This window comes from Klebsiella sp. WOUb02 (genome assembly GCF_050058015.1).
In the GTDB taxonomy this organism is placed as follows: Bacteria; Pseudomonadota; Gammaproteobacteria; order Enterobacterales; family Enterobacteriaceae; genus Klebsiella.
The window spans coordinates 344,407-363,745 of record NZ_CP170110.1; the positions used below are offsets into that span (position 1 = coordinate 344,407).

Sequence of the window (19,339 nt, forward strand, 5' to 3'; positions counted from 1 at the left end):
CATGGGACTTTACAGGAGTTCATCACATGTATATTGGCGTTGCAAATACCACATAGTTGGACGCCCAAGTACCGATTCAGGATCTTGAAAGATAAGCTGGGGAAGGAGTCTGTACAGGACGATCTATATTCTCTGTGGAATAAAGGATTGTGAGGTTCTGGAGCTAAATGTTCAGCCCGATCATTTGCATCTGGTCGTAATCATCCCACCGAAGATCTCGATATCAACTCTGATGGGCCATCTAAAAGGCCGCAGTGCTATCAGGCTCTACAATCGTTTTCCACATATACGAAAGAAGCTATGGGGCAACCACTTTTGGTCACGTGGTTACTTTGTAGATACAGTCGGTGTGAACGAGGAAATTATCAGACGATATGTGCGGCATCAGGAGAAAACGGAACAAACGCATGAACAGCAGATGGAATTGCTAGAGTAGTAAGCGGAAGGTGACAGTAGCCCCCCTTACAGGGGGCATTCTCAAAAGCCACCTTCTCAGAAGATGGTCTTTTACTAAAATCTCGTTGTTCCTTCAGCTGATTAACCCACTAATGCACATTGTCATCATTGTTATTCGTGTCAACCCCGGCGAAAGAGCAGGCTCCATGGATAAAAATTTCCGCAAATGCATGTTCCCTTTTACGTCATATTCATCAGCACTTGCCTGTCGCCAATTGAATGCTATTGTTGAACCAGACTATACGGCAAAGTGATGACCATTTTTAAATTCAGTTCCTTTGCCAATAGCGACAACAATGGCCGTAGCCGTTTTAGGAAGAATGCCTTTAACTTTGGCAAATTGCTGACAAGCTTCGAATTACCTGAATACAGAATCGATTTCTTTATCAAAAAAGTTTATACGAAGGTGGCGATAGTTAAAGAGATTATAAAGTTCCACAATTGTTCTGCGCATTCTAGCATCGAGACTGTTTTCTGAATATTTAAGGATTAGCTGAATGGCACGACGAACTCTTGATAATGCTGACCTGATTGTTATTCCTCCGGTCAAGCAGCAATCTTCTGATTTGACAGATTGTCGTGGTATGATAATTGACAATACGCTGTTTTGTCCGGTACATTGTCCGGTACAAGACTTGAACGTCCTGCTTTTCAGGATTTTTGGGACGGAGTAAACTGAATCGCTAGTTGCATAAGTGCTACAGCTATCGTCTGTGTATCTTTACCGTCATTTTTTGCCCTTGGACAAAAAAGTATCACATGCTGAAGGCTGATGACTTTTACTTTATGTCCCATTTTTTTCAAACTCACGTTTCCAGTGGAATTCCCCTGTGAATGCTTCGACACCAATTAGGCAGGTCGGAATATTCTCCATCGTCTGGAGTAATTCTTTTCGATCGGTCCGTTTTGTATAAACTGGTTTGTCGGCTTGATTTAATCAGTAGAACTGAAAAACATTTTTAGCCAGATCAATATCCAGAAATACGATATTCATAGTTATTCCTCTTATGAGTGTATTTCGTACAGTTAACTGCGGGGGCGAGGTAGTCCATTCCATTAACTGAAAGAAGAAATTTGCCAGTCTGGACGTTACGGAATCGTGATGTCTGTGGCTACTGTAGGATGAAAATCGGCAGCTGAAGAAATGGAGGGCTGACCTGAGTCTGGACAAGGAGATGCTTCAGATGGTGGTGTAAGAAAAGCTCTGAGACCGGCTCAGAAGCGCCAGGCAGAGTATTTTTGCGCGAGGCTTACCGTATCAGTATCCGCCGGGGATGCTGGTTGCTGATACAGGGCAGAACCGTCTAATACTGGAAGAGCCGGCGTGGTGATCGGGTGGTAATCCTGCGTATCCGGGAGATAGTAGAACCTAGGTATGGTTGCCCACGTATTCATATTCAATTATGGCGATAAGATAGGTGGATTAACCACAAGAAAACACATCGAATTTATTACCTGAAAGGTCTCAATCTGCGCAGAAAACTCCCTCGCTCGCAGGAGCGCACCGTCATACACATCAATCAGTGCTGGAGTATGGATTTCGTGTCGGATATCTGTTTAACGGACTGCGCTTCCGGGCGTTGGCTGTAATGGATAATTTAAGGCGGGACCCGATTTGCCTGGGCATCAGAAGGGCAACAGCTGCGCAATGTTTTTACCGTGTCATATTTTCTTGCAATTAAACCATGATATGAAAGGAGAATTTCCGTAAAAAGGACGGCGGATCTGTAAATCTTGAGGATATGCCGTTGAAAGGCCGTTTTTTTATTGCCGTAACTTTGCTCGCTTCGAGCATTTCTTGCGCCTTTGCCGCGAACGATTTTCCCGTCACCGTGACGCCGCCTTCCATTCAGGCAGGCTCCTGGGTGCTGATGGACTACACCACCGGTCAGATCCTGACCGCCGGTAACGAACACCAGCAGCGCAACCCCGCCAGCCTGACGAAACTCATGACCGGCTACGTGGTCGATCGCGCCATCGACAGCCATCGCATCACCTTTGACGATATGGTCACCGTCGGCAAAGATGCCTGGGCGAAGGGCAACCCGGTATTCGATGGCTCATCGCTGATGTTCCTCAAACCCGGCGATCGGCTTAGCGTCCGCGATTTAAGCCGCGGGCTTATCGTCGATTCGGGCAACGACGCCTGCGTGGCGCTGGCCGACTACGTTGCCGGCGGCCAGCCGCAGTTCGTCGCCCTGATGAATGAATACGTACAAAAGCTGCACCTGCAGGACAGCCATTTTGAAACCGTCCACGGGCTGGACGCGCCGGGGCAGCACAGCTCGGCCTACGATCTGGCGGTCCTCTCGCGGGCGATTATTCACGGCGAGCCTGACGTGTACCATATGTACAGTCAGAAAAGCCTGACGTGGAACGGGATTACCCAGCAGAACCGCAACGGCCTGCTGTGGGATAAAACCATGAACGTCGATGGCCTGAAGACCGGCCACACCTCCGGCGCCGGTTTTAACCTGATTGCCTCCGCCGTCGACGGCCAGCGTCGCCTGATTGCGGTGGTGATGGGGGCCGAGAGTCCGAAAGGGCGCGAGCAGCAGGCGGCCAAACTGCTGCACTGGGGCCAGCAAAACTTCGATACCGTCCAGGTCCTGCAAAAAGGCAAAAAAGTGGGTAGCGAGCCTATCTGGTACGGCGATAAGGAGCAGATCCAGCTCGGCACCGACCAGGACTTCTGGCTGGCGCTGCCGAAGTCGGAGGTTTCGCGGATTAAGGCCAAATATGTGCTGGATAAGAAAGATCTGGAAGCGCCGATCGCCGCTAATCAGCGGGTCGGCGAGATTTCTCTCTACGACGGCGATAAGGTCGTGGCCCACTGGCCGCTGGTGACGCTGGAAAGCGTCGGCAAAGGCGGCGTTTTCTCGCGCATGAGCGATTATCTGCACCACAAGCTGTGACCTCTGTGCCGCTCCCTCCCGGAGCGGCATCTTTTCCCGCCCACGCCGTTGTGGCGCTGGTTGGCGATTCGTTTAGTTTCAGTCAATTACCTTACCCGCTCACCCTTAAGGAAATTCACCGGCGCCCGCGCGCCTGAAATGGAGGCTGGGAAAATGAAATTTTTTGCGCGTAGCGCGCTTTCTCTGGGACTTTTTGCCGCTTTGAGCCCCGCAGGCCTGGCCTCTGGTCTGGTTCTGGCCGATAACGACGTGCGCAATGATTTAGCATGGTTGGCCGATCGCGGAGCCCTGTCGTTGAGTTTATCGACCTGGCCCCTCAGCGAGGAGGAGATCGGCCGCGCGCTGGCCAACGCCCAGCCGACCACATCCGCAGAGCGGGTCGTGCTGGGGCGGGTGAACCAACGTCTGAGGGCGCTAAAAGCCGACCTGCGCGTCACCGGCTACAGCGCAACCGACAAACCGGGAACGCCGCAGGGTTTCGCCGGGTCTTATCCTGCCGACCGCTCGCTCTCCGTCGCGCTCAATAACGGCGGCGAATGGTGGGATCTGCACCTGCAGGGCAACGTTGAAGGAGACAAGCGCATCGGCAATAGCTCCAACCTCAACGCCAACGGCGCCTACGGGGCGGTGAAGTTGTGGAACCAGTGGCTGGCGTTTGGCCAAATTCCGCAGTGGTGGGGGCCCGGCTATGAGGGGAGCCTGATTCGTTCCGACGCCGCGCGGCCGATGACCGGCTTTTTGCTGCAGCGCGCCGAACAGCGGGCCCCGGAGAGCGCCTGGCTGAGCTGGATTGGTCCCTGGCAATACCAGCTTTCCGCCAGCCAGATGAGCCAGTACGCGGCGGTACCGCATACTAAAATTTTTGGCGGCCGTCTGACGATCTCGCCCTTTACCTCCCTGGAGCTGGGCGCTTCGCGCATTATGCAGTGGGGCGGCGAGGGTCGACCCTCCTCCTTTGGTAGCTTCTGGGAGGGGCTTACCGGGCACGATAACACCGGCGATTCGGCGGACGATCCCGGCAATCAGCTGGCGGGATTTGATTTTAAACTCAAGCTGGCGCCGACCACCGGCTGGCCGGTAAGCGTTTACGGGCAGATGATCGGCGAGGATGAGGCCGGGTATCTGCCGTCCGCCCACCTTTACCTCGGCGGCATTGAAGGGCATCACCAGTGGAACAGCAGCGCAGTCAACTGGTATCTGGAGGCGCACGATACCCGCTCGAACATGGGGCGCACCAACTACATCTATAACCACTTTATCTACAAAGATGGCTACTACCAGCAGGGCTATCCGTTAGGCGACGCGATGGGCGGCGACGGGCGTCTGTACGCCGGGAAGGTCGAGCTGGTGACGGAGGAGAATCAGCGCTGGAGCGCGCGGCTGGTCTACGCCGAGGTGAACCCGGAAAATCAGCGGATTAATAAGGCGTTTCCGCACGCCGATACCCTGAAAGGCGTGCAGCTCGGCTGGAGCGGCGACATGACGCCCACCGTGCGCCTCAGCACCTCCCTGTGGTATACCGACGCCAACCACAGCGACAGCGACGATCTGGGCGCCAGTATCGGGATTGAGCTCCCTTTTAGCCTGTAATCGCCGGCGGCGCTTTGCGCCGCCACGTCGCGCCTCTTCCCAACGCAAAGCAGGCCAGCGGCAGAGGCAGGGTGACGATCAGCAGCATCCACAGCAGGGTATAGACCGCGTCAACGCCGTCGTTTTGCAGGTTGGTATAGAGTTTGACCGGGATCCCCTGGGGGAAATAGGCAAAGATCATCACGATGCCGAACTCGCCGACGGCGCGCACCCACGCCAGGGCCACCGCCGAGGCCAGCCCCGGCAGCGCCATTGGCAGGGCGAGAAAGCGGAAGCGGTTCCAGCCCGTAGCCCCCAGCGTTTGTCCGGCCTCGAGGATCGCTTTCGGCACCGTGGCGAAGGCGGAGCGGGCGACCACGATAAAGTAGGGCAGCGCGCCGTAGACCTGCGCCAGGACAAAGGCGGCGGGATTGTTCACCAGCGTGACGCCTATCCGCGTCAGCCACTGCCCGGCCAGCCCGTAGGGGCCGTAGGCCGAGACCAGTAAAATCCCCATCGCCAGCGGCGGCGTCAGCAGCGGGATCATCAGCAGCAGTTCCGCCAGCAGACGCCGACGACCGCTGGCCTGCGACAGCCACCAGGCGGTCGGCAGGCCTATCGCCACGATCGTCACCAGCGCCAGGCACCCCAGCCCCATCGACACGAGGATCGCATCGTCGTCGCGCCAGGCCAGCCGCAGATGCCGCCACGGCGTGACGCTAATTAGGGTAATAAAGGGGACGCTGAGCAGCAGCAGAGCCGGCAGCGCGAGCCAGCCGGCAATGCGCCCGGCGCGTTTTACCTGGCGTATAGGTTTTCCCCTTTCGCCGCGGCGTAGCCGTACTGTTTAAACAGTCTGCTGCCCCTGCGCGCTTTGCATGAACTGGACGAATTTCTCTCCTTGTTCCACGCCGTTCGGCGCATTTTTCAGCACCGCGGCGTAGAAGACCAGCGGCTGGGTGTGCAGCGTCTGGTCTTTACCAGCGCTGTCCTTAATGGTGAAGCTAACGGTGTCGTACCACTGCTTCGCCATCGCCGGGTTGCTGAGGTTAATCTCATCGGGCAGCGCGACGTAGGGCAGATGAGCGGAGAGCACTTCGCTCTCGTAGCCCGCCGCGGCGTCAACCTGGCCGCTCTCCAGACGGCTCAGCAGGCCGCCCTCCTGATGGGTCTGCGCCGGATTTTGCAGCTCGCCGAGGATTTTGTTGCTGATGCCCGGCTGATGGTAATACTTCTCGGCCAGCAGCAGGGTAAAGACGATATTCTGCCCCTTAGGATCGACGTACGGGTCGGTGCGGCCAAAGCGGACGTCTTTCTGCGTCAGCAGCTTCAGCCACGAGGCATCCTGGTTTTTATTGGCGGCGGCAAACTGCGCGGCGTATTTCCCTTTGGGGCTGTACGCGACCACCATGCTGGTGCTGGCGACCGGTATCGCCTCATCGATCAGCCCGGCATCTTTGAGGATTTGCATCGGCCCCGGAGTGATGGAGACGAAAACGTCGGCGGTCAGCTTGTGGCTGGCCAGCAGGCGCGCCATGCCGTAGGCGCCCTGGCCTTGTCCCTGATAATCGCCGTTTTGCGCTTTGGCAAACGCCGGGCCTAGCCCCTGATCCATGACCTTACCCATCGAACCGGCATAGGTGACGCGAATATCCTGCGCCATCGCCGCATGAGCAAACTGCAGTGCCAGCACGGCTGCCAGCGTAAACTTCATTTTTCCGTGCATCGGTATCCCCATTCGTTATGTTTTTATTTACATAACGATTATCAATAATCCGCGCGGCGAAAACAATTTATCCAGAAGCGGTATTGAGGCGCGGTTGAAGTATCCGTTCTGCGTGCCGGCTTCCTGAATCATTTTTCAGCGCCGGCCAATGGCGACTCTGTGAATCCGCGCACATACTGTGTGTTAACTGCCTGCTACATTATATGTATATTTATGGCTATGTTTGCAGTCTCCGTTGGAAAACTTCACTATACTGTACATAATACTGTATAAAGACGTCCCCTCTCGGAGGTTCCCATGAAAAAGCAAGACGTTATACAGATCAAAAGTCTTCTTTCATCCCTGCCTGCTAATACCCGACTTCATCTCATTACCTGGCTGAATGACAACCTTCAGACGGATACCGCTTCCGTTATTGACACCAGCCCGCCTGAGTTATGTTGCCCTCACTGCCACAGTGAAAAAGCAATCCGCTGGGGACGCGATTCAGACATACAACGATATCGTTGCAAGGATTGCGGAAAAACCTTTAACAGCCTGACCGGAAGCCCGCTGGCCCGGCTCCATTACCATCAAAAATGGTTCGATTATCTGCGCTGTATGCAGGAGGGGCTGACATTACGTGAGTCCGCAAGGCGTACAGGGATTGATCTGACAACAGCATTCAGATGGCGTCATCGCTTTCTGGCTTCAGCCGCAGCAAATAATATAAATCCCCTGTCCGGGATCATTGAGGCCGATGAGACTTTTTTCCCTGAATCCAGCAAAGGCAAACGCAACATCATTCACCGAAAAGCCAGAAAACGCGGCGGGGAGGTGGATAAGCGAAAAAAACAGGAACAGGTGCCAGTCGTCATAGCCTGTGACCGGCAGGGGCGTGTGAGTGACTGCATCCCCCCGGAATTTGATACTGAAAATATTCATCGATTCCTTGAGCCGATAGCAGACAAGGATTCAATTCTGTGTACGGACGGTGCCAGCTGGTACAGGACGTTTGCCAGTGAACACGGGATGAACCACTACCGTCTTATAGCACTGGATAATCAGCGTGTTATCGACAGTGTATTCCATATACAGCATGTGAATGGCTATATCAGTCGTTTAAAAGGCTGGATGAAGCGATTTCATGGTGTAGGGACTGCATATCTGCCGAATTATCTGGCCTGGAGGCGGCTGTTTGAGACCACCGTAATTGATGTGAAAGTCTGGCTACAAATTGCATTACGGCATAACCAACATACTTTGCAAACATAGCCATATTTATACAGTATCTTATCAATCGCGGAGGCAATATGAACTACAGCGTTAAGTCCGTTGGCGCGCGTAAAATCGCCGGTTTTCATATGGTGGGTCCCTGGGAACAGACCGTTAAACAGGGTTTTGAACAGCTGGCGGTATGGGTCAACACCCGCCAGATCCCAGCCCGGGAGTGGATCGCCGTCTATTACGACAACCCGGAGCAGGTTGCGGCAGAAAAGCTGCGCTGCGATACCGTGGTAACGGTGGACGACGACTTCGTTATTCCGGCCGATAGCGAAGGGGTGATCCTCACCGGGATCGCCGGCGGCGAATACGCTTTTGCCCGCGCGCGGGTGCTGAATCATGATTTCTCCACGCCCTGGCTGCAGTTCTTTGACAGCCTGCTGCAAAGTAAAGAGTATCAGCTGGCGGCAAAACCCTGCTTTGAGCTCTATCTGAACGACGGCAACCGCGACGGCCACTGGGATATCGAAATGTACGTGCCGGTTGCGCATATCGGCGGGTAGGCGCTTATCCCTATAGTGAGAAAGGTTTTCTTACATTAGCGTGAGGCTTGTGATGAAAAAACAGCTACAATCGGCCTTTTGTTTTTAGCGGAGAGGGTCGTGCGCGCTGATAAATCACTCAAGCCTTTTGAAATTCGCCTGTATCGGCATTACCGCATCGTACATGGCGTACGCATCGCGCTGGCTTTTGTTCTCACATTTCTACTGGTACGTCTGCTGAACGTACCGGAAGGGACCTGGCCGCTGATTACGCTGGTGGTGGTGATGGGGCCGATATCGTTCTGGGGCAACGTGGTGCCGCGGGCGTTTGAGCGTATCGGCGGCACCATCCTCGGCTCCGCGCTTGGGCTGGTGGCGCTCAAGCTGGAGCTTATCTCCTTACCCGTGATGGTGCTGTGGTGCGCGGTGGCGATGTTCCTCTGCGGCTGGCTGGCCTTAGGGAGAAAGCCCTACCAGGCGCTGCTGATCGGCATTACGCTGGCGGTGGTGGTAGGGGCTCCGCCGGGGGATATGAACACCGCGCTGTGGCGAAGCGGCGACGTTATCTTCGGCTCCCTGCTGGCGATGCTGTTTACCGGCATCTGGCCGCAGCGCGCGTTTCTGCACTGGCGTATCCAGATGGCAAACTACGTCACCGCCCTTAATCGCCTGTATCAGGCCGGGATCTCGCCAAACCTGGTCGAGCGCCCGAGGTTGGAAAAACATCTGCAAAAGGTCCTCAACGACGTGGTGAAAATGCGCGGCCTGATTACGCCGGCAAGCAAAGAGACCCATATCCAGAAGGCTATTTTCGAGGCGATTCAGACCGTCAGCCGTAACCTGGTCTGTATGCTCGAGCTGCAGGTCAACGCTTACTGGGGCTCGCGGCCGGGGCACTTTGTGATGCTAAATTCCCGTACGCTGCGCGAAACGCAGCAGATGACCCAGCAAACCCTGCTGACCATCGCCCATGCCCTCTATGAAGGCAACCCGCAGCCGATCCGCGCCAATACTGAAAAGCTTAATGAGATCATCGCCGAGCTGCGGCAGCTTATCAAAGAGCATCCGGGCGAAAACCTCGCGGAAACGCCGATCCACGGCTACGTCTGGCTGACGATAGAGCTGGCGCGCCAGCTTGAACTGCTGTCGAATTTGATCTGTCGGGCGTTGCGTAAATAAAAGCCAGATGCGCGAGAACGACCACAGGTTGCTTCGATTCAGCAGCATTTAGAGGTATGATAACCCTAAAGGAAAAAACATTGTCATCAGCGACTGCTAACAGTTATGTTAGCCCTATATTGCAGTCGCTTTAGCGAATCCGAATCTCAAATATTAGGGGTATAAAAATGGAAACAACTAAGCCTTCTTTCCAGGACGTACTGGAGTTTGTTCGTCTCTATCGTCGTAAGAACAAGCTGCAGCGTGAAATTCAGGACGTTGAGAAAAAGATCCGCGATAACCAGAAGCGCGTCCTGCTGCTGGACAACCTCAGCGACTACATCAAACCGGGCATGAGCGTTGAAGCTATTCAGGGCATCATTGCCAGCATGAAGAGCGATTACGAAGATCGCGTCGATGATTACATCATCAAAAATGCTGAACTCTCTAAAGAGCGCCGCGACATCTCCAAAAAGCTGAAAGTTATCGGCGAAGCGAAGGTCGAAGAGTAATCTCCTCGATCCTGCCCGGCGTCGGTTCTCGCCGCCGGGAGTTATCCCCGGTACTCCCTCTGTACGACTCCTTTCTTCCGTATGGCGAACCGCCGTATAACGCGGGCTGCCGGCCCGAGCGTAGAAAATACGCGCGCAACGGTCCGCCCCCTAAAGCGCTACGAGGAACATCATGGACACACTTTCGGCCCTCATTGCCGACATTCCGCCGCCGGATCGCCCGGCGATGGCCCAGGCGCAGCAGCATCTTGACGGTTTATTAAAACCGCCCGGTAGTCTCGGCCGCCTGGAGGCGCTGGCCGTACAGCTGGCGGGTATGCCGGGGCTGAAAGGTCAGCTGCGGCTGGCGGAAAAAACCATCGTGGTGATGTGCGCCGATCACGGCGTCTGGCATGAGGGCGTGACTATCTCGCCCCGGGCGGTTACCGCGATTCAGGCGATAAACATGACCCGGCAAAATACCGGCGTTTGCGTTCTGGCAGCGCAGGCGGGGGCAAAAGTCCGGGTGATTGACGCCGGGATCGATGCGGAGCCGATCCCCGGCCTTGTCGACTTAAAAGCGGCGCGAGGCAGCGGCAATATTGCGCAAACGGCGGCAATGAGCCGCGAGCAGGCGACGGCGCTGCTGCTGGCGAGCATCCGCTATACCCGCGAGCTGGCGTCTCAGGGCGTGACGCTGTTCGGCGTCGGCGAGCTGGGAATGGCGAACACCACGCCGGCGGCGGCGGTGGTGAGCGTGCTGACCGGCCGCGATGCGCAGGATACCGTCGGCATCGGCGCCAATCTGCCGGTGTCGCAGCTGGCGCATAAGGCGGAGGTGGTGCGTCGGGCCATTGCCGTCAATCAGCCGCGGGCTGAGGATGGACTAGAAGTGCTGGCAAAGGTTGGCGGTTTCGATCTGGTTGGCATGGCCGGCGTCATGCTCGGGGCCGCATCCTGCGGACTGCCGGTGGTGCTGGACGGATATCTCTCCTGTGCGGCGGCGCTGGCGGCCTGCCGTATCGCGCCTGCCGTTCATCCCTATCTGATCCCCTCGCATCTGTCGGCGGAAAAGGGGGCGCGCATTGCGCTTGAGCATCTGCAGCTTGAGCCGTATCTGGATATGGGGATGCGTCTGGGCGAGGGGAGCGGCGCGGCGCTGGCTATGCACCTGGTCGAGGCCGCCTGTCGGGTGTTTAACGAAATGGGGACCCTGGCGGAGAGCAATATCGTCCTGCCGGAGAGCCGTTAACCCACCGATCGGGGCGCCGTCAGGCGCCCTGTTGCCATTCGGACTACAGCGCTTTTTGCCACACGCTCTGCGGCAGCAGATAGACTTCGGCTGCGGCCTTCATGCCGTCGGTCACGATATGGTGGATACCGCTGGCCATCACCGCCAGGGTCACGTCAAATGCGTTCAGGCTATCGCCAAAACCGGCGGTCAGGTTGAGCATCGAACCGTTGGCCATCAGGTAAACGGTTTTACCATGCATTTGATAGGCGTTGATATACGGCATCACCTCATTATGGCTGAACTGGCGCAGGTAGCCGCAGTCAATCTCTTCCGCAACGTGGCCGACGTTAAGGATAAATACCCCGTCTTTTGCTTTATCCAGAGCGCTGCTGTTAACCACCTTTTTCGCGCCGGTTGCCGTAGCGACGACATCAGCGGAAGCAATGGCCTCCTGCAGTTCGACGACATGCCAGCCGTCGTAAGCCGCCTGCAGGCGACGGGCAGGGTCGATTTCGGCGACCATCACCTGGCCGCCGAAGGCTTTTGCGGCGGCGGCAACGCCCTGGCCCACCAGGCCATAGCCGATCACCAGCACCTTTTTCTCATGCAGCGTGAGGTGGGTGGTCTGGAAGAAGGTGTGCCAGGCGGTCAGGCCGACCATGTGGCGGTTATGCAGGCCCTCTTTAACCGGCAGATCGTCCCAGTTAAAAATCGGATAGCCCGGGCGAATATCGCCCAGCCGGCTGACGCCGGAACCGGTCGCTTCCAGCCCGGCCACGATATTGCCAAATTCGCCGCGCTGGTGGAGCAGGGTGGTGATATCGGCCCCCATTTCACACAGGTGCGTCGGCCCCCAGGCGATGGCCTTTTCCCACGACTGCTGCCAGTCGGCATCGCTCATATTGCGCCAGGCGCTGGCCTCGGCACCGCGTGCGACCAGCCAGTTGACGACCTCGTCCTGTACGGTGGTTGGGTTGCAGGTGGTTAAAAAGACCTGAGCGCCCTTCTCCAGAAGGCCCTGCACCAGCGGGATCATTTTCATATCCAGATGCATACAGCAGGCCAGTCGAACCTGGCTCAGGTCGGGAAGCGCCGCCACCTGGCGCAGAGTACGCGGCATGTTCTGGCTGGCCCATGCCACTTCTTTCTCTAAATTAATATTATTATTCAAAGTATTATGCCTTCAATCCGTAGAGTGGGTGAAATCCTGAACGGGGAGATTCTAGCGTAGTCCGCTGAAATCACATAGCCGGGGCCCATGGCGAGTTGTCGGATGAGGCGAGGGTTAGTAGGCATGATAAAAACGTGGTTGTTAAAATATGGTTAAAAAAGAAAATAAAATATAAGTAATTTAATTGAACAAAAAGCGCGCCGGCGCATGGCCGCTGCGCCGAGGGCCTGACGCCGCCGTCGGGCGAGGGGCGGCGGTGAGCGGCTAAAGCTCGCCGGTCATATACTGCGCCACGCCGCGGCCAAAGCTCCAGTCGCCTTTTTGGTTGCTTAGCACTGAAACCATTAAATCATCAGGGCTGAGCCCGCAGTGTTCCTGCAGTTCGGCGAGCAGCGTCGCGTAAAACAACTGTTTTTGTTCTTCGCTGCGCGGGCTGGTGTACACCCTGACCACCACCATCTTTTGACTTCGCGTCAGGCCTAAACCGGTGTCCTCAATCACCATATGGTGAGGCTTGTTTTCATGAACAATCTGGTAGCGATCGCGCTCCGGCACCTTAAAGGCGTGCAGCACGGCGCGGTGGGCGGCATCGAGCAGCGTTTTTATTTCAGCTTCACTGCGACCTTCAATCACATCAAATGTCAGTAGCGGCATGGCGGGTCATCCTTATTATCTTGCGTATGTTGAGTGGGTAAAATCGATGCTATCCAATGTGACGACGGACAAAAACCGCTATATTTGAATTCATTGTTTTTACAGGTGAACAATCGAAATGAGCGATCCGCGCCCCGACGTTTTCTGGACCCATTTGTACTGGCTCACGGTGCTGGAAGAGCAGAAGAGCTACACCCGCGCGGCGGAAAAGCTGGCGGTGAGTAAGTCGGCGATCAGCCAGAAAATCAGCGAGCTGGAGCGGGTAACCGGCAAAACTCTGGTGCACCGGACCACCCGCAGCGTGACGCTGAGCGAAGACGGGCTCAGGCTGGTGACGGGAGCTGAATGCGCCCTTCGGCCAGCTGCGCGATATCTTTAACGGCACCCGTGATGAGGAGGGGCCGCTGCGCGGTACGCTGCGGGTTACCGCCCCGGTCGCCTTTTCCCGCCAGCAGCTGGTCCCGGCGATGACCCCTTTTCTGCATCAGCACCCGCAGCTCCAGCTGCAGCTGGAGGTCACCGACCGGCTGGTATCCCTTGCCAGCGAGGGATTCGATCTCGCGATTCGTCACTGCCGACGCGAGGCGCTGCCGGACACCCATGTCGCGTGGACGCTGTGCCAAACCGCCACGCTGGTTGTTGCCTCGCCGGAGTATATCCGCCGCTTTGGCGCCCCGGACTCCCCCGAGGCGTTACGCCATCACCAGTGTTTGACCTACCCGCGCGGCTCGCAAAGCCCGCAGTGGGCGTTTGAGTCTGAGGACGATCGCGCCGGGCGCGTGAGCGTGCCGGTGCGCGGCCCCTTTGCCACGAACAATAGCGAATCGCTGCGCGATGCGGTGCTGGCGGGGCTGGGGATTGCGCTATTGCCCGATTTTAGCGCCCGGGAGGCGATAGGGCGCGGAGAGGTGCAGGAGTTGCTGCCCGGCTGGCGGCCGGTGGACGTGTTTGCCGGGAGTCTGTTCGTTATCCGCCCCTACGCGCCGCGCGTATCGCGGGCGGTAGAGACCTTTAGCCGCTATCTGAAAAGTACCTTCAGTCTGAGATTTTGCCACTCGGTCGCCAGCGCCTGGCGGAAGCGGGGCAGCAGATCTTTTTCGCCCGGCAGGCGCTGGGCGAGGGTAATGGTTTTATCCGCATGGTAAACCCGGCCGCTGCCCAGCTGTGACTCAAAATCATTTGCTGCCTGATGCGCGGCGATCGGATCGGCGTCGATCAGGATCACCGCATGCGCGAGGACCACGTGACCGCGGCCCTCCGCCATCGGCCGCCAGTACTGCGCGGTTCCGGCAATTTTACGCGCCTGCTCCCCCTGTCCGCAGGCGAGGTTGTAGCGTCCATCGCAAAACGAGCCGCTCACCGCCTGAAAACGGGCATCGACGCCAAAGGTCGCCAGCGCGCGCTGCAGCAGACCGCACAGCATCAGATAGATAGGCTCAGCGGCTTCGCCCAGCGGCTGATAGACCGGCCAGGCGAGGCTGAGATTAACAATCCCCGGCCCCTGCGGCACGAGGCCGCCGCCGGAGCGGCGCAGCCACACCGGCCAACCGCGCCCGGCAAAACGTTCGCTGACGGCGGAGAGCTGGCTAAATTTGCGATAGCTGCCGGGAACGACGAATCCCTGCGGGGCCTGCCACAGCTGGGCCAGCGCTTCGCCGTCGCGGGCGCGCTCAAACAGCGGCAGTTCGGCAAGCGTTGGGTCGGCGTGGTACTGCAGCGGCAGCTGTTGATGAATAAAGCGCGGCGGCCAGCAGGCCGCTCTGTTGTCCTGGTTCATGGAGTCTCCTTATGGACGGCGGTCTCCCGCCGTCCCGGGCGCTGTCAGCTGTGCTGAGGCTTGTTCATCAACATGGCCGTGATGGCCGAGAGCAGGCAGCCGGCGGTCAGATAGATAGCGACGCTGTGCCAGGAGCCGCCGGAGAAGGTCACCAGCGCGGCGGCGATGAAGGGCGTAAAGCCGCCTCCGACGACGCTGGCGACCTGGTAACCCACGCCGGCGCCGCTGTAGCGGTAGCTGGCGCCGAACATTTCGGTGAACATCGGCTGCTGTACGCAAACCACCATATCGTGGGCGATATTGGCCAGCATCAGCGCGAAGAACAGGATCCAGAAATAGGACTGGCTTTCGAGGGCCATAAAGAACGGAAAGCCGCTTAGCGTGCCGATCAGCGCGCCGGTAATATAGATGCGCCGGCGGCCAAAGCGGTCCGCCAGCCAGGCGAAGAACGGAATGGTCAGGCAGCTGATCCCACCGACAAGCAGGCCGATGTTGAGGAACAGTTCGCGCGGCAGGCCGAGATTTTGCGTGGAGTAGTTGAGGGCGAAGGCGGTCACGATATACATCGTCAGCAGTTCGCACAGGCGCAGGGCGATAATCAGCAAAAAGGCGCCGGGATGGCGGAATAACGCTTCGACTACCGGCAGGCGCTTTTTCGCCGCGGTGGGCATGTTTTTCTGCTGCTGATGCTCAAACTCCGCCGATTCGCTCATGCCGTTGCGGATCCACAGCGCCGCCAGCACCAGCACCACGCTAAAGAGGAAGGGGAGGCGCCAGCCCCAGCTCAAAAACTGTTCGTCGCTGGTATTGGCGCTGATTAGCGACACCAGGCCGGTTGCGAGCAGCAGGCCGACGCCATAGCCAATCTGGACGCCGCTGCTATAGAAGGCCTTCTTATGCTTCGGCGCGCTTTCTACGGCGAGCAGCGCCGCGCCGCCCCATTCACCGCCCACGGCAAAGCCCTGGATTGCGCGCAGCAGCACCAGCAGCACCGGCGCCCACCAGCCGATTTGCCTGAACGAGGGCAGCAGACCAATGCAGGCGGTGGCGATCCCCATCATCCAGACGGTCATCATCAGCATCCGCTTGCGCCCGAGGCGGTCGCCAAAGTGGCCGAAGATAATGCCGCCCAGCGGGCGAAAAAGAAAACCGACGCCAAAAGTGGCAAAGGCCGCCAGGGTACCCATTGCCGGGCCGATCTGTGGGAAAAACTCCTTGTTGAAGACCAGCGCGGCGGTAATGCCGTAAAGCAGAAAGTCGTACCAGTCGACCACGGCGCCGGCGAAGCTGCCCCACGCAGCTCTTCGTGCGCGATGAAGTGAGTGGGTGTTACCGGTGGGGCGAGGGGATGTAAGCGTTGAGTCCATACCTGTCCTGTCAATCTGAGCTGTCGCTACGTTATCATTATTGGAATGAGACGCGCTCTTAATGGCGTCATCAAAGAGACTACCGCGCCGCCGGGCGCGAGAAAAGATTTTTACCTGCCGCTATGCATTAACGGCAAAAAATGTGCATTCTACAACCTGTCGTCAGCAGGCGGTCGGAAGGTTCTGAAATTTGGGATTCTTTTTTAATTGAACAGCTCACAACCTTCCGATGACATCTTTTAAGAATTGCCGTAAATGGTTTACAATTAACATATCTCCAATCCCGGAAATGGTGAGTTAAATGCGTTTACTTTTCGCCGCTTTATTTTGTTTCATGATTTTACCAAATGCATTTGCAGAAAAACTGCCCGCGCCTGTGGGCAAGCCCGTTTTAACCATTTCCGGTCTTATTGGAAATACAAATGAAGGCGATACCGCGGTGTTTGACCTCGCGATGCTTGAGAAGCTGGGCATGCAGACCGTGGAAACAACCACCCCGTGGTACTCAGGGAAAATCCGTTTTGACGGGATTTCCCTCAGCAAGCTCATGGACTTAGTCGCGGCAAAGGGTCAGTCGGCGCGGGTCATTGCCCTTAATGACTATACGACGATTGTGCCTATTGATGATTTTCATAAATTCCCCGTTATTTTGGCTTTAAAAATGAATGGTGAATATATGCGCGTCCGCGATAAGGGCCCTCTGTTTATTGTTTATCCCTATGACAGCAGCCCTGATTTACAAAATCAGATCTATTATTCCCGTTCGGCGTGGCAGGTTTCAAAAATTATTATTGAGTAATAGCCTGGGCCCCCAGGCGTAATTGTTGCATAGGGTTTGGACACCGGCAGAGGCTCAGGAGCCAGGCGTATACGGCGTACGTGGGGTTTGGAGCTCTGCCCAGGAGCAAACTGATAAATAAAATAGCCTAATGGGATAGGCTCTAAGGGTTTGATCTTGAATCGAATACTCACCGCCATTATTTTGTCGCTTTTCATTATCACCGGGTACATTACCTATCTGGTGCACGAGCGACAGAGCGAACTGCAAAAGTTGACCCGTTACACCGATTCGTGGTCAATCGCGCAGATAGTCTCTGAGTATATGCGGCTGGAGGCGCATCTGGGCTCCTATGCCCTGGGCGTCGAAGGGGTCGATCGGGATGACGTCCGGCTGCGTCTGGAGATCATGATGGGCCAGATCAAACCGCTGCAGCAGGGGGAGCCGAGTGAGTTTATTCGTAAGGACGCGGGGCGCCGGGCGACTATTGAGAGCCTGATCGCTATTCTGTATCAGCTTGATGAGCAGCTGGATACCATCACCCCGCAGCGGATAAAGCCGATTTTGCATAAGATGGGCGAACTTGACGGCCCGATGACCGGGCTGGCGTCAATGTCGCTGGCGCAGGATATTAATATTGTTAACCTGACCCACGATAAAATACAGAACCTGTATTTTATCTATTCGATAATTTCCGTTCTGCTGATCACCATGTGTATTTCTTTAGGGCTGTTGATGCTGCGGCAAAATAACAACCTGCGCCGCGCTCACGTTCGCATGAAGCTGTTGGCGAACGATCTGCAGGCGTCAAAAGAGAAGCTCCAGGTGCAAAACAGGCGTTTGCAATACGACGCTTACCATGACTCCCTGACCGGCATGCCGAACCGGCTCTCCTTCTGGCAAAAGCTGCAGGAGATCGTCAACCAGGTTCGGCCGTACAACGGCTCGGCGGTGGTTATGCTGTTCGATCTGGACAATTTTAAGGATGTTAACGATACGCTGGGCCACGATTCCGGGGATAAGCTGCTGCAGGATCTGGCCAGCCGTCTCTCCTTTTTCCGCAAAACCTCCGAAACCCTCTACCGGCTCGGAGGCGATGAGTTTGCGCTGGTCTCCTGTGATTTAAGCGAAGAGCAGGCTCTGGAGCGGGCGACGGTCATCCGCGAAAAGATCAGCCAGCCGTATCAGGTTTATGATTCGCTGATTAATATTGACGCCTGCATCGGGATTGTTATCTCTGACCGGGAAACCCGTACCGATTATCTGTATAAATGCGCCGATCTTGCGCTTTATGAGGCGAAAAAAGAGGGATCGGGTACCGTGCAAATTTTCCGCCCGGGGATGCTGCAGCGCCTGCAGGAGAATAAGTCTTTTGAGGACGATCTGCTGCAGGCGCTCGATAACGGTGAATTCCGCGTTTACTACCAGCCGATTGCCGATACCATGAGCGGCGAGATTTATGGCTATGAAGCGCTGGTACGCTGGTTCCATCCGGTGCGCGGCATGGTGCCGCCGACAATATTTATTCCCGTCGCCGAGAAAATTGGCATGATTAACCCGCTGGGAGAGTGGGTGCTTAAAACCGCCTGTGAGGAGGCGGCGAGTCTGGTCATCACCGCTTAAAGTTTCGGTCAACGTATCGCCCGTTCAGCTGATCAACAGCTCGTTAACCGATACCGTTATCGCGATACTGAAGCAGACGGGGCTGGATCCGCACCGCCTCGACCTGGAAATTACGGAATCAGATGTGTTTAATGAAAACACGCGCTCTTTAGAAATCCTCAGCCAGTGGCGCGAGCTGGGGATCCAAATCTCTATTGATGATTTCGGTACCGGATACTCCTCCCTGTCACGACTAAGCTATTTCCCATTCGATAAAATTAAAATCGATCGCTCATTTGTTATTAATATTCCCGCACAGAAAGACGATCTCGATATTGTCCGGCTGATTATCAGCATGGGTAAAAGCTTGCATATGCGCATCGTGGCGGAAGGCGTCGAGACGGATGAACAGTTAAAATCTCTCCAGCAATTAGGCTGCGACCTCGTCCAGGGCTATCTGATTGGTAAACCGGGGCCGCTGAATACCGCCAGTAATAAATAGTTCGGAAGGCTTTATTTACCGCAGAACTATTAATGCCGATGCGCCTTATCGTATATTCAATAAATATAATCCTTGGTGGGTATAAATAGGGGTAGGGTGAAATTTATTAAAAAATAATACCCTCAGAGATTAAAAGGAGTATATCATATGCAATATATTTCCCCGTTCCCGACCGTGCTCAATGGTGCGGAAAG

General features: G+C 56.1%; 13 protein-coding genes and 6 pseudogenes. 12 read left to right on the top strand and 7 right to left on the bottom strand.

The window, feature by feature from the left end; translation table 11 throughout:
- Position 1: 1 nt before the first annotated feature.
- A pseudogene (gene tnpA / locus ABOC21_RS08250) lies at positions 2-436 on the top strand (IS200/IS605 family transposase).
- Here the strand turns inward: tnpA and ABOC21_RS08255 are convergent.
- Positions 366-1,450, bottom strand: a pseudogene (locus ABOC21_RS08255) (IS110 family transposase). The pseudogenes tnpA and ABOC21_RS08255 sit on opposite strands and share 71 nt — an antisense overlap.
- A gap of 127 nt (positions 1,451-1,577) precedes the next feature.
- On the opposite strand from ABOC21_RS08255, the pseudogene ABOC21_RS08260 reads away from it, so the two are divergent.
- The 3 genes and pseudogenes from ABOC21_RS08260 to ABOC21_RS08270 all read left to right on the top strand — a co-directional run.
- Positions 1,578-2,084: pseudogene (locus ABOC21_RS08260) on the top strand (IS3 family transposase); the annotation flags it as partial.
- Positions 2,085-2,204: 120 nt separating this feature from the next.
- Complete coding sequence (dacD, locus tag ABOC21_RS08265) at positions 2,205-3,371, top strand: serine-type D-Ala-D-Ala carboxypeptidase DacD (protein WP_426814207.1); 1,167 nt, start codon at positions 2,205-2,207, stop codon at positions 3,369-3,371.
- Positions 3,372-3,524: 153 nt separating this feature from the next.
- Entirely contained in the window at positions 3,525-4,961 is a 1,437-nt protein-coding gene (locus ABOC21_RS08270; RefSeq protein ID WP_426814208.1) for a capsule assembly Wzi family protein, read from the top strand.
- On the opposite strand, the gene ABOC21_RS08275 is transcribed toward ABOC21_RS08270, so the two are convergent.
- Positions 4,951-5,724, bottom strand: coding sequence for a molybdate ABC transporter permease subunit (locus tag ABOC21_RS08275; RefSeq protein WP_426815441.1), 774 nt, complete (start codon positions 5,722-5,724; stop codon positions 4,951-4,953). The genes ABOC21_RS08270 and ABOC21_RS08275 overlap by 11 nt on opposite strands.
- A gap of 14 nt (positions 5,725-5,738) precedes the next feature.
- Positions 5,739-6,654, bottom strand: a pseudogene (locus tag ABOC21_RS08280) (extracellular solute-binding protein).
- A gap of 309 nt (positions 6,655-6,963) precedes the next feature.
- On the opposite strand from ABOC21_RS08280, the gene ABOC21_RS08285 reads away from it, so the two are divergent.
- From ABOC21_RS08285 to cobT, 5 genes are all read left to right on the top strand, one after another.
- Positions 6,964-7,920, top strand: coding sequence for an IS1595 family transposase (locus tag ABOC21_RS08285; RefSeq protein WP_426812593.1), 957 nt, complete (start codon positions 6,964-6,966; stop codon positions 7,918-7,920).
- Between the two features lie 38 nt (positions 7,921-7,958).
- Entirely contained in the window at positions 7,959-8,432 is a 474-nt protein-coding gene (gene sbmC, locus ABOC21_RS08290; protein WP_426814209.1) for a DNA gyrase inhibitor SbmC, read from the top strand.
- Between the two features lie 99 nt (positions 8,433-8,531).
- The gene (locus ABOC21_RS08295) at positions 8,532-9,590 is read left to right on the top strand and encodes an FUSC family protein (RefSeq protein ID WP_426814210.1); all 1,059 of its coding nucleotides are present in this window, start codon (positions 8,532-8,534) and stop codon (positions 9,588-9,590) included.
- 167 nt (positions 9,591-9,757) lie between these two features.
- Positions 9,758-10,081 carry a DUF496 family protein gene (locus ABOC21_RS08300; RefSeq protein WP_041146350.1) on the top strand — a complete coding sequence of 108 codons (324 nt, stop codon included), beginning with the start codon at positions 9,758-9,760 and terminating at the stop codon, positions 10,079-10,081.
- Positions 10,082-10,253: 172 nt separating this feature from the next.
- Positions 10,254-11,312, top strand: a complete 1,059-nt coding sequence (gene cobT, locus ABOC21_RS08305; RefSeq protein WP_426814211.1) for a nicotinate-nucleotide--dimethylbenzimidazole phosphoribosyltransferase — start codon at positions 10,254-10,256, stop codon at positions 11,310-11,312.
- A gap of 43 nt (positions 11,313-11,355) precedes the next feature.
- Here cobT and ABOC21_RS08310 read toward each other — a convergent pair whose 3' ends face one another.
- Positions 11,356-12,465, bottom strand: a complete 1,110-nt coding sequence (locus ABOC21_RS08310; RefSeq protein WP_426814212.1) for an adenosylhomocysteinase — start codon at positions 12,463-12,465, stop codon at positions 11,356-11,358.
- A 264-nt stretch (positions 12,466-12,729) separates the two neighbouring features.
- Positions 12,730-13,119, bottom strand: coding sequence for a tautomerase family protein (locus tag ABOC21_RS08315; protein ID WP_426814213.1), 390 nt, complete (start codon positions 13,117-13,119; stop codon positions 12,730-12,732).
- 118 nt (positions 13,120-13,237) lie between these two features.
- On the opposite strand from ABOC21_RS08315, the pseudogene ABOC21_RS08320 reads away from it, so the two are divergent.
- Positions 13,238-14,159 (top strand): annotated as a pseudogene (locus ABOC21_RS08320) (LysR family transcriptional regulator); the annotation flags it as partial.
- Here the strand turns inward: ABOC21_RS08320 and ABOC21_RS08325 are convergent.
- Both ABOC21_RS08325 and shiA read right to left on the bottom strand, forming a co-directional pair.
- Positions 14,138-14,896, bottom strand: coding sequence for a lipoyl protein ligase domain-containing protein (locus tag ABOC21_RS08325; RefSeq protein WP_426814214.1), 759 nt, complete (start codon positions 14,894-14,896; stop codon positions 14,138-14,140). The pseudogene ABOC21_RS08320 and the gene ABOC21_RS08325 overlap by 22 nt on opposite strands.
- Before the next feature lie 44 nt (positions 14,897-14,940).
- The gene (shiA, locus tag ABOC21_RS08330; RefSeq protein WP_426814215.1) at positions 14,941-16,263 is read right to left on the bottom strand and encodes a shikimate transporter; all 1,323 of its coding nucleotides are present in this window, start codon (positions 16,261-16,263) and stop codon (positions 14,941-14,943) included.
- A 301-nt stretch (positions 16,264-16,564) separates the two neighbouring features.
- Between shiA and ABOC21_RS08335 the strand changes: the two genes are divergently transcribed.
- Together ABOC21_RS08335 and ABOC21_RS08340 are read left to right on the top strand one after the other, a co-directional pair.
- Positions 16,565-17,062: a molybdopterin-dependent oxidoreductase gene (locus ABOC21_RS08335; protein ID WP_426814216.1), complete on the top strand. Its 498-nt coding sequence runs from the start codon at positions 16,565-16,567 to the stop codon at positions 17,060-17,062.
- 156 nt (positions 17,063-17,218) lie between these two features.
- Positions 17,219-19,145 (top strand): annotated as a pseudogene (locus ABOC21_RS08340) (putative bifunctional diguanylate cyclase/phosphodiesterase).
- Positions 19,146-19,339 lie beyond the last annotated feature (194 nt).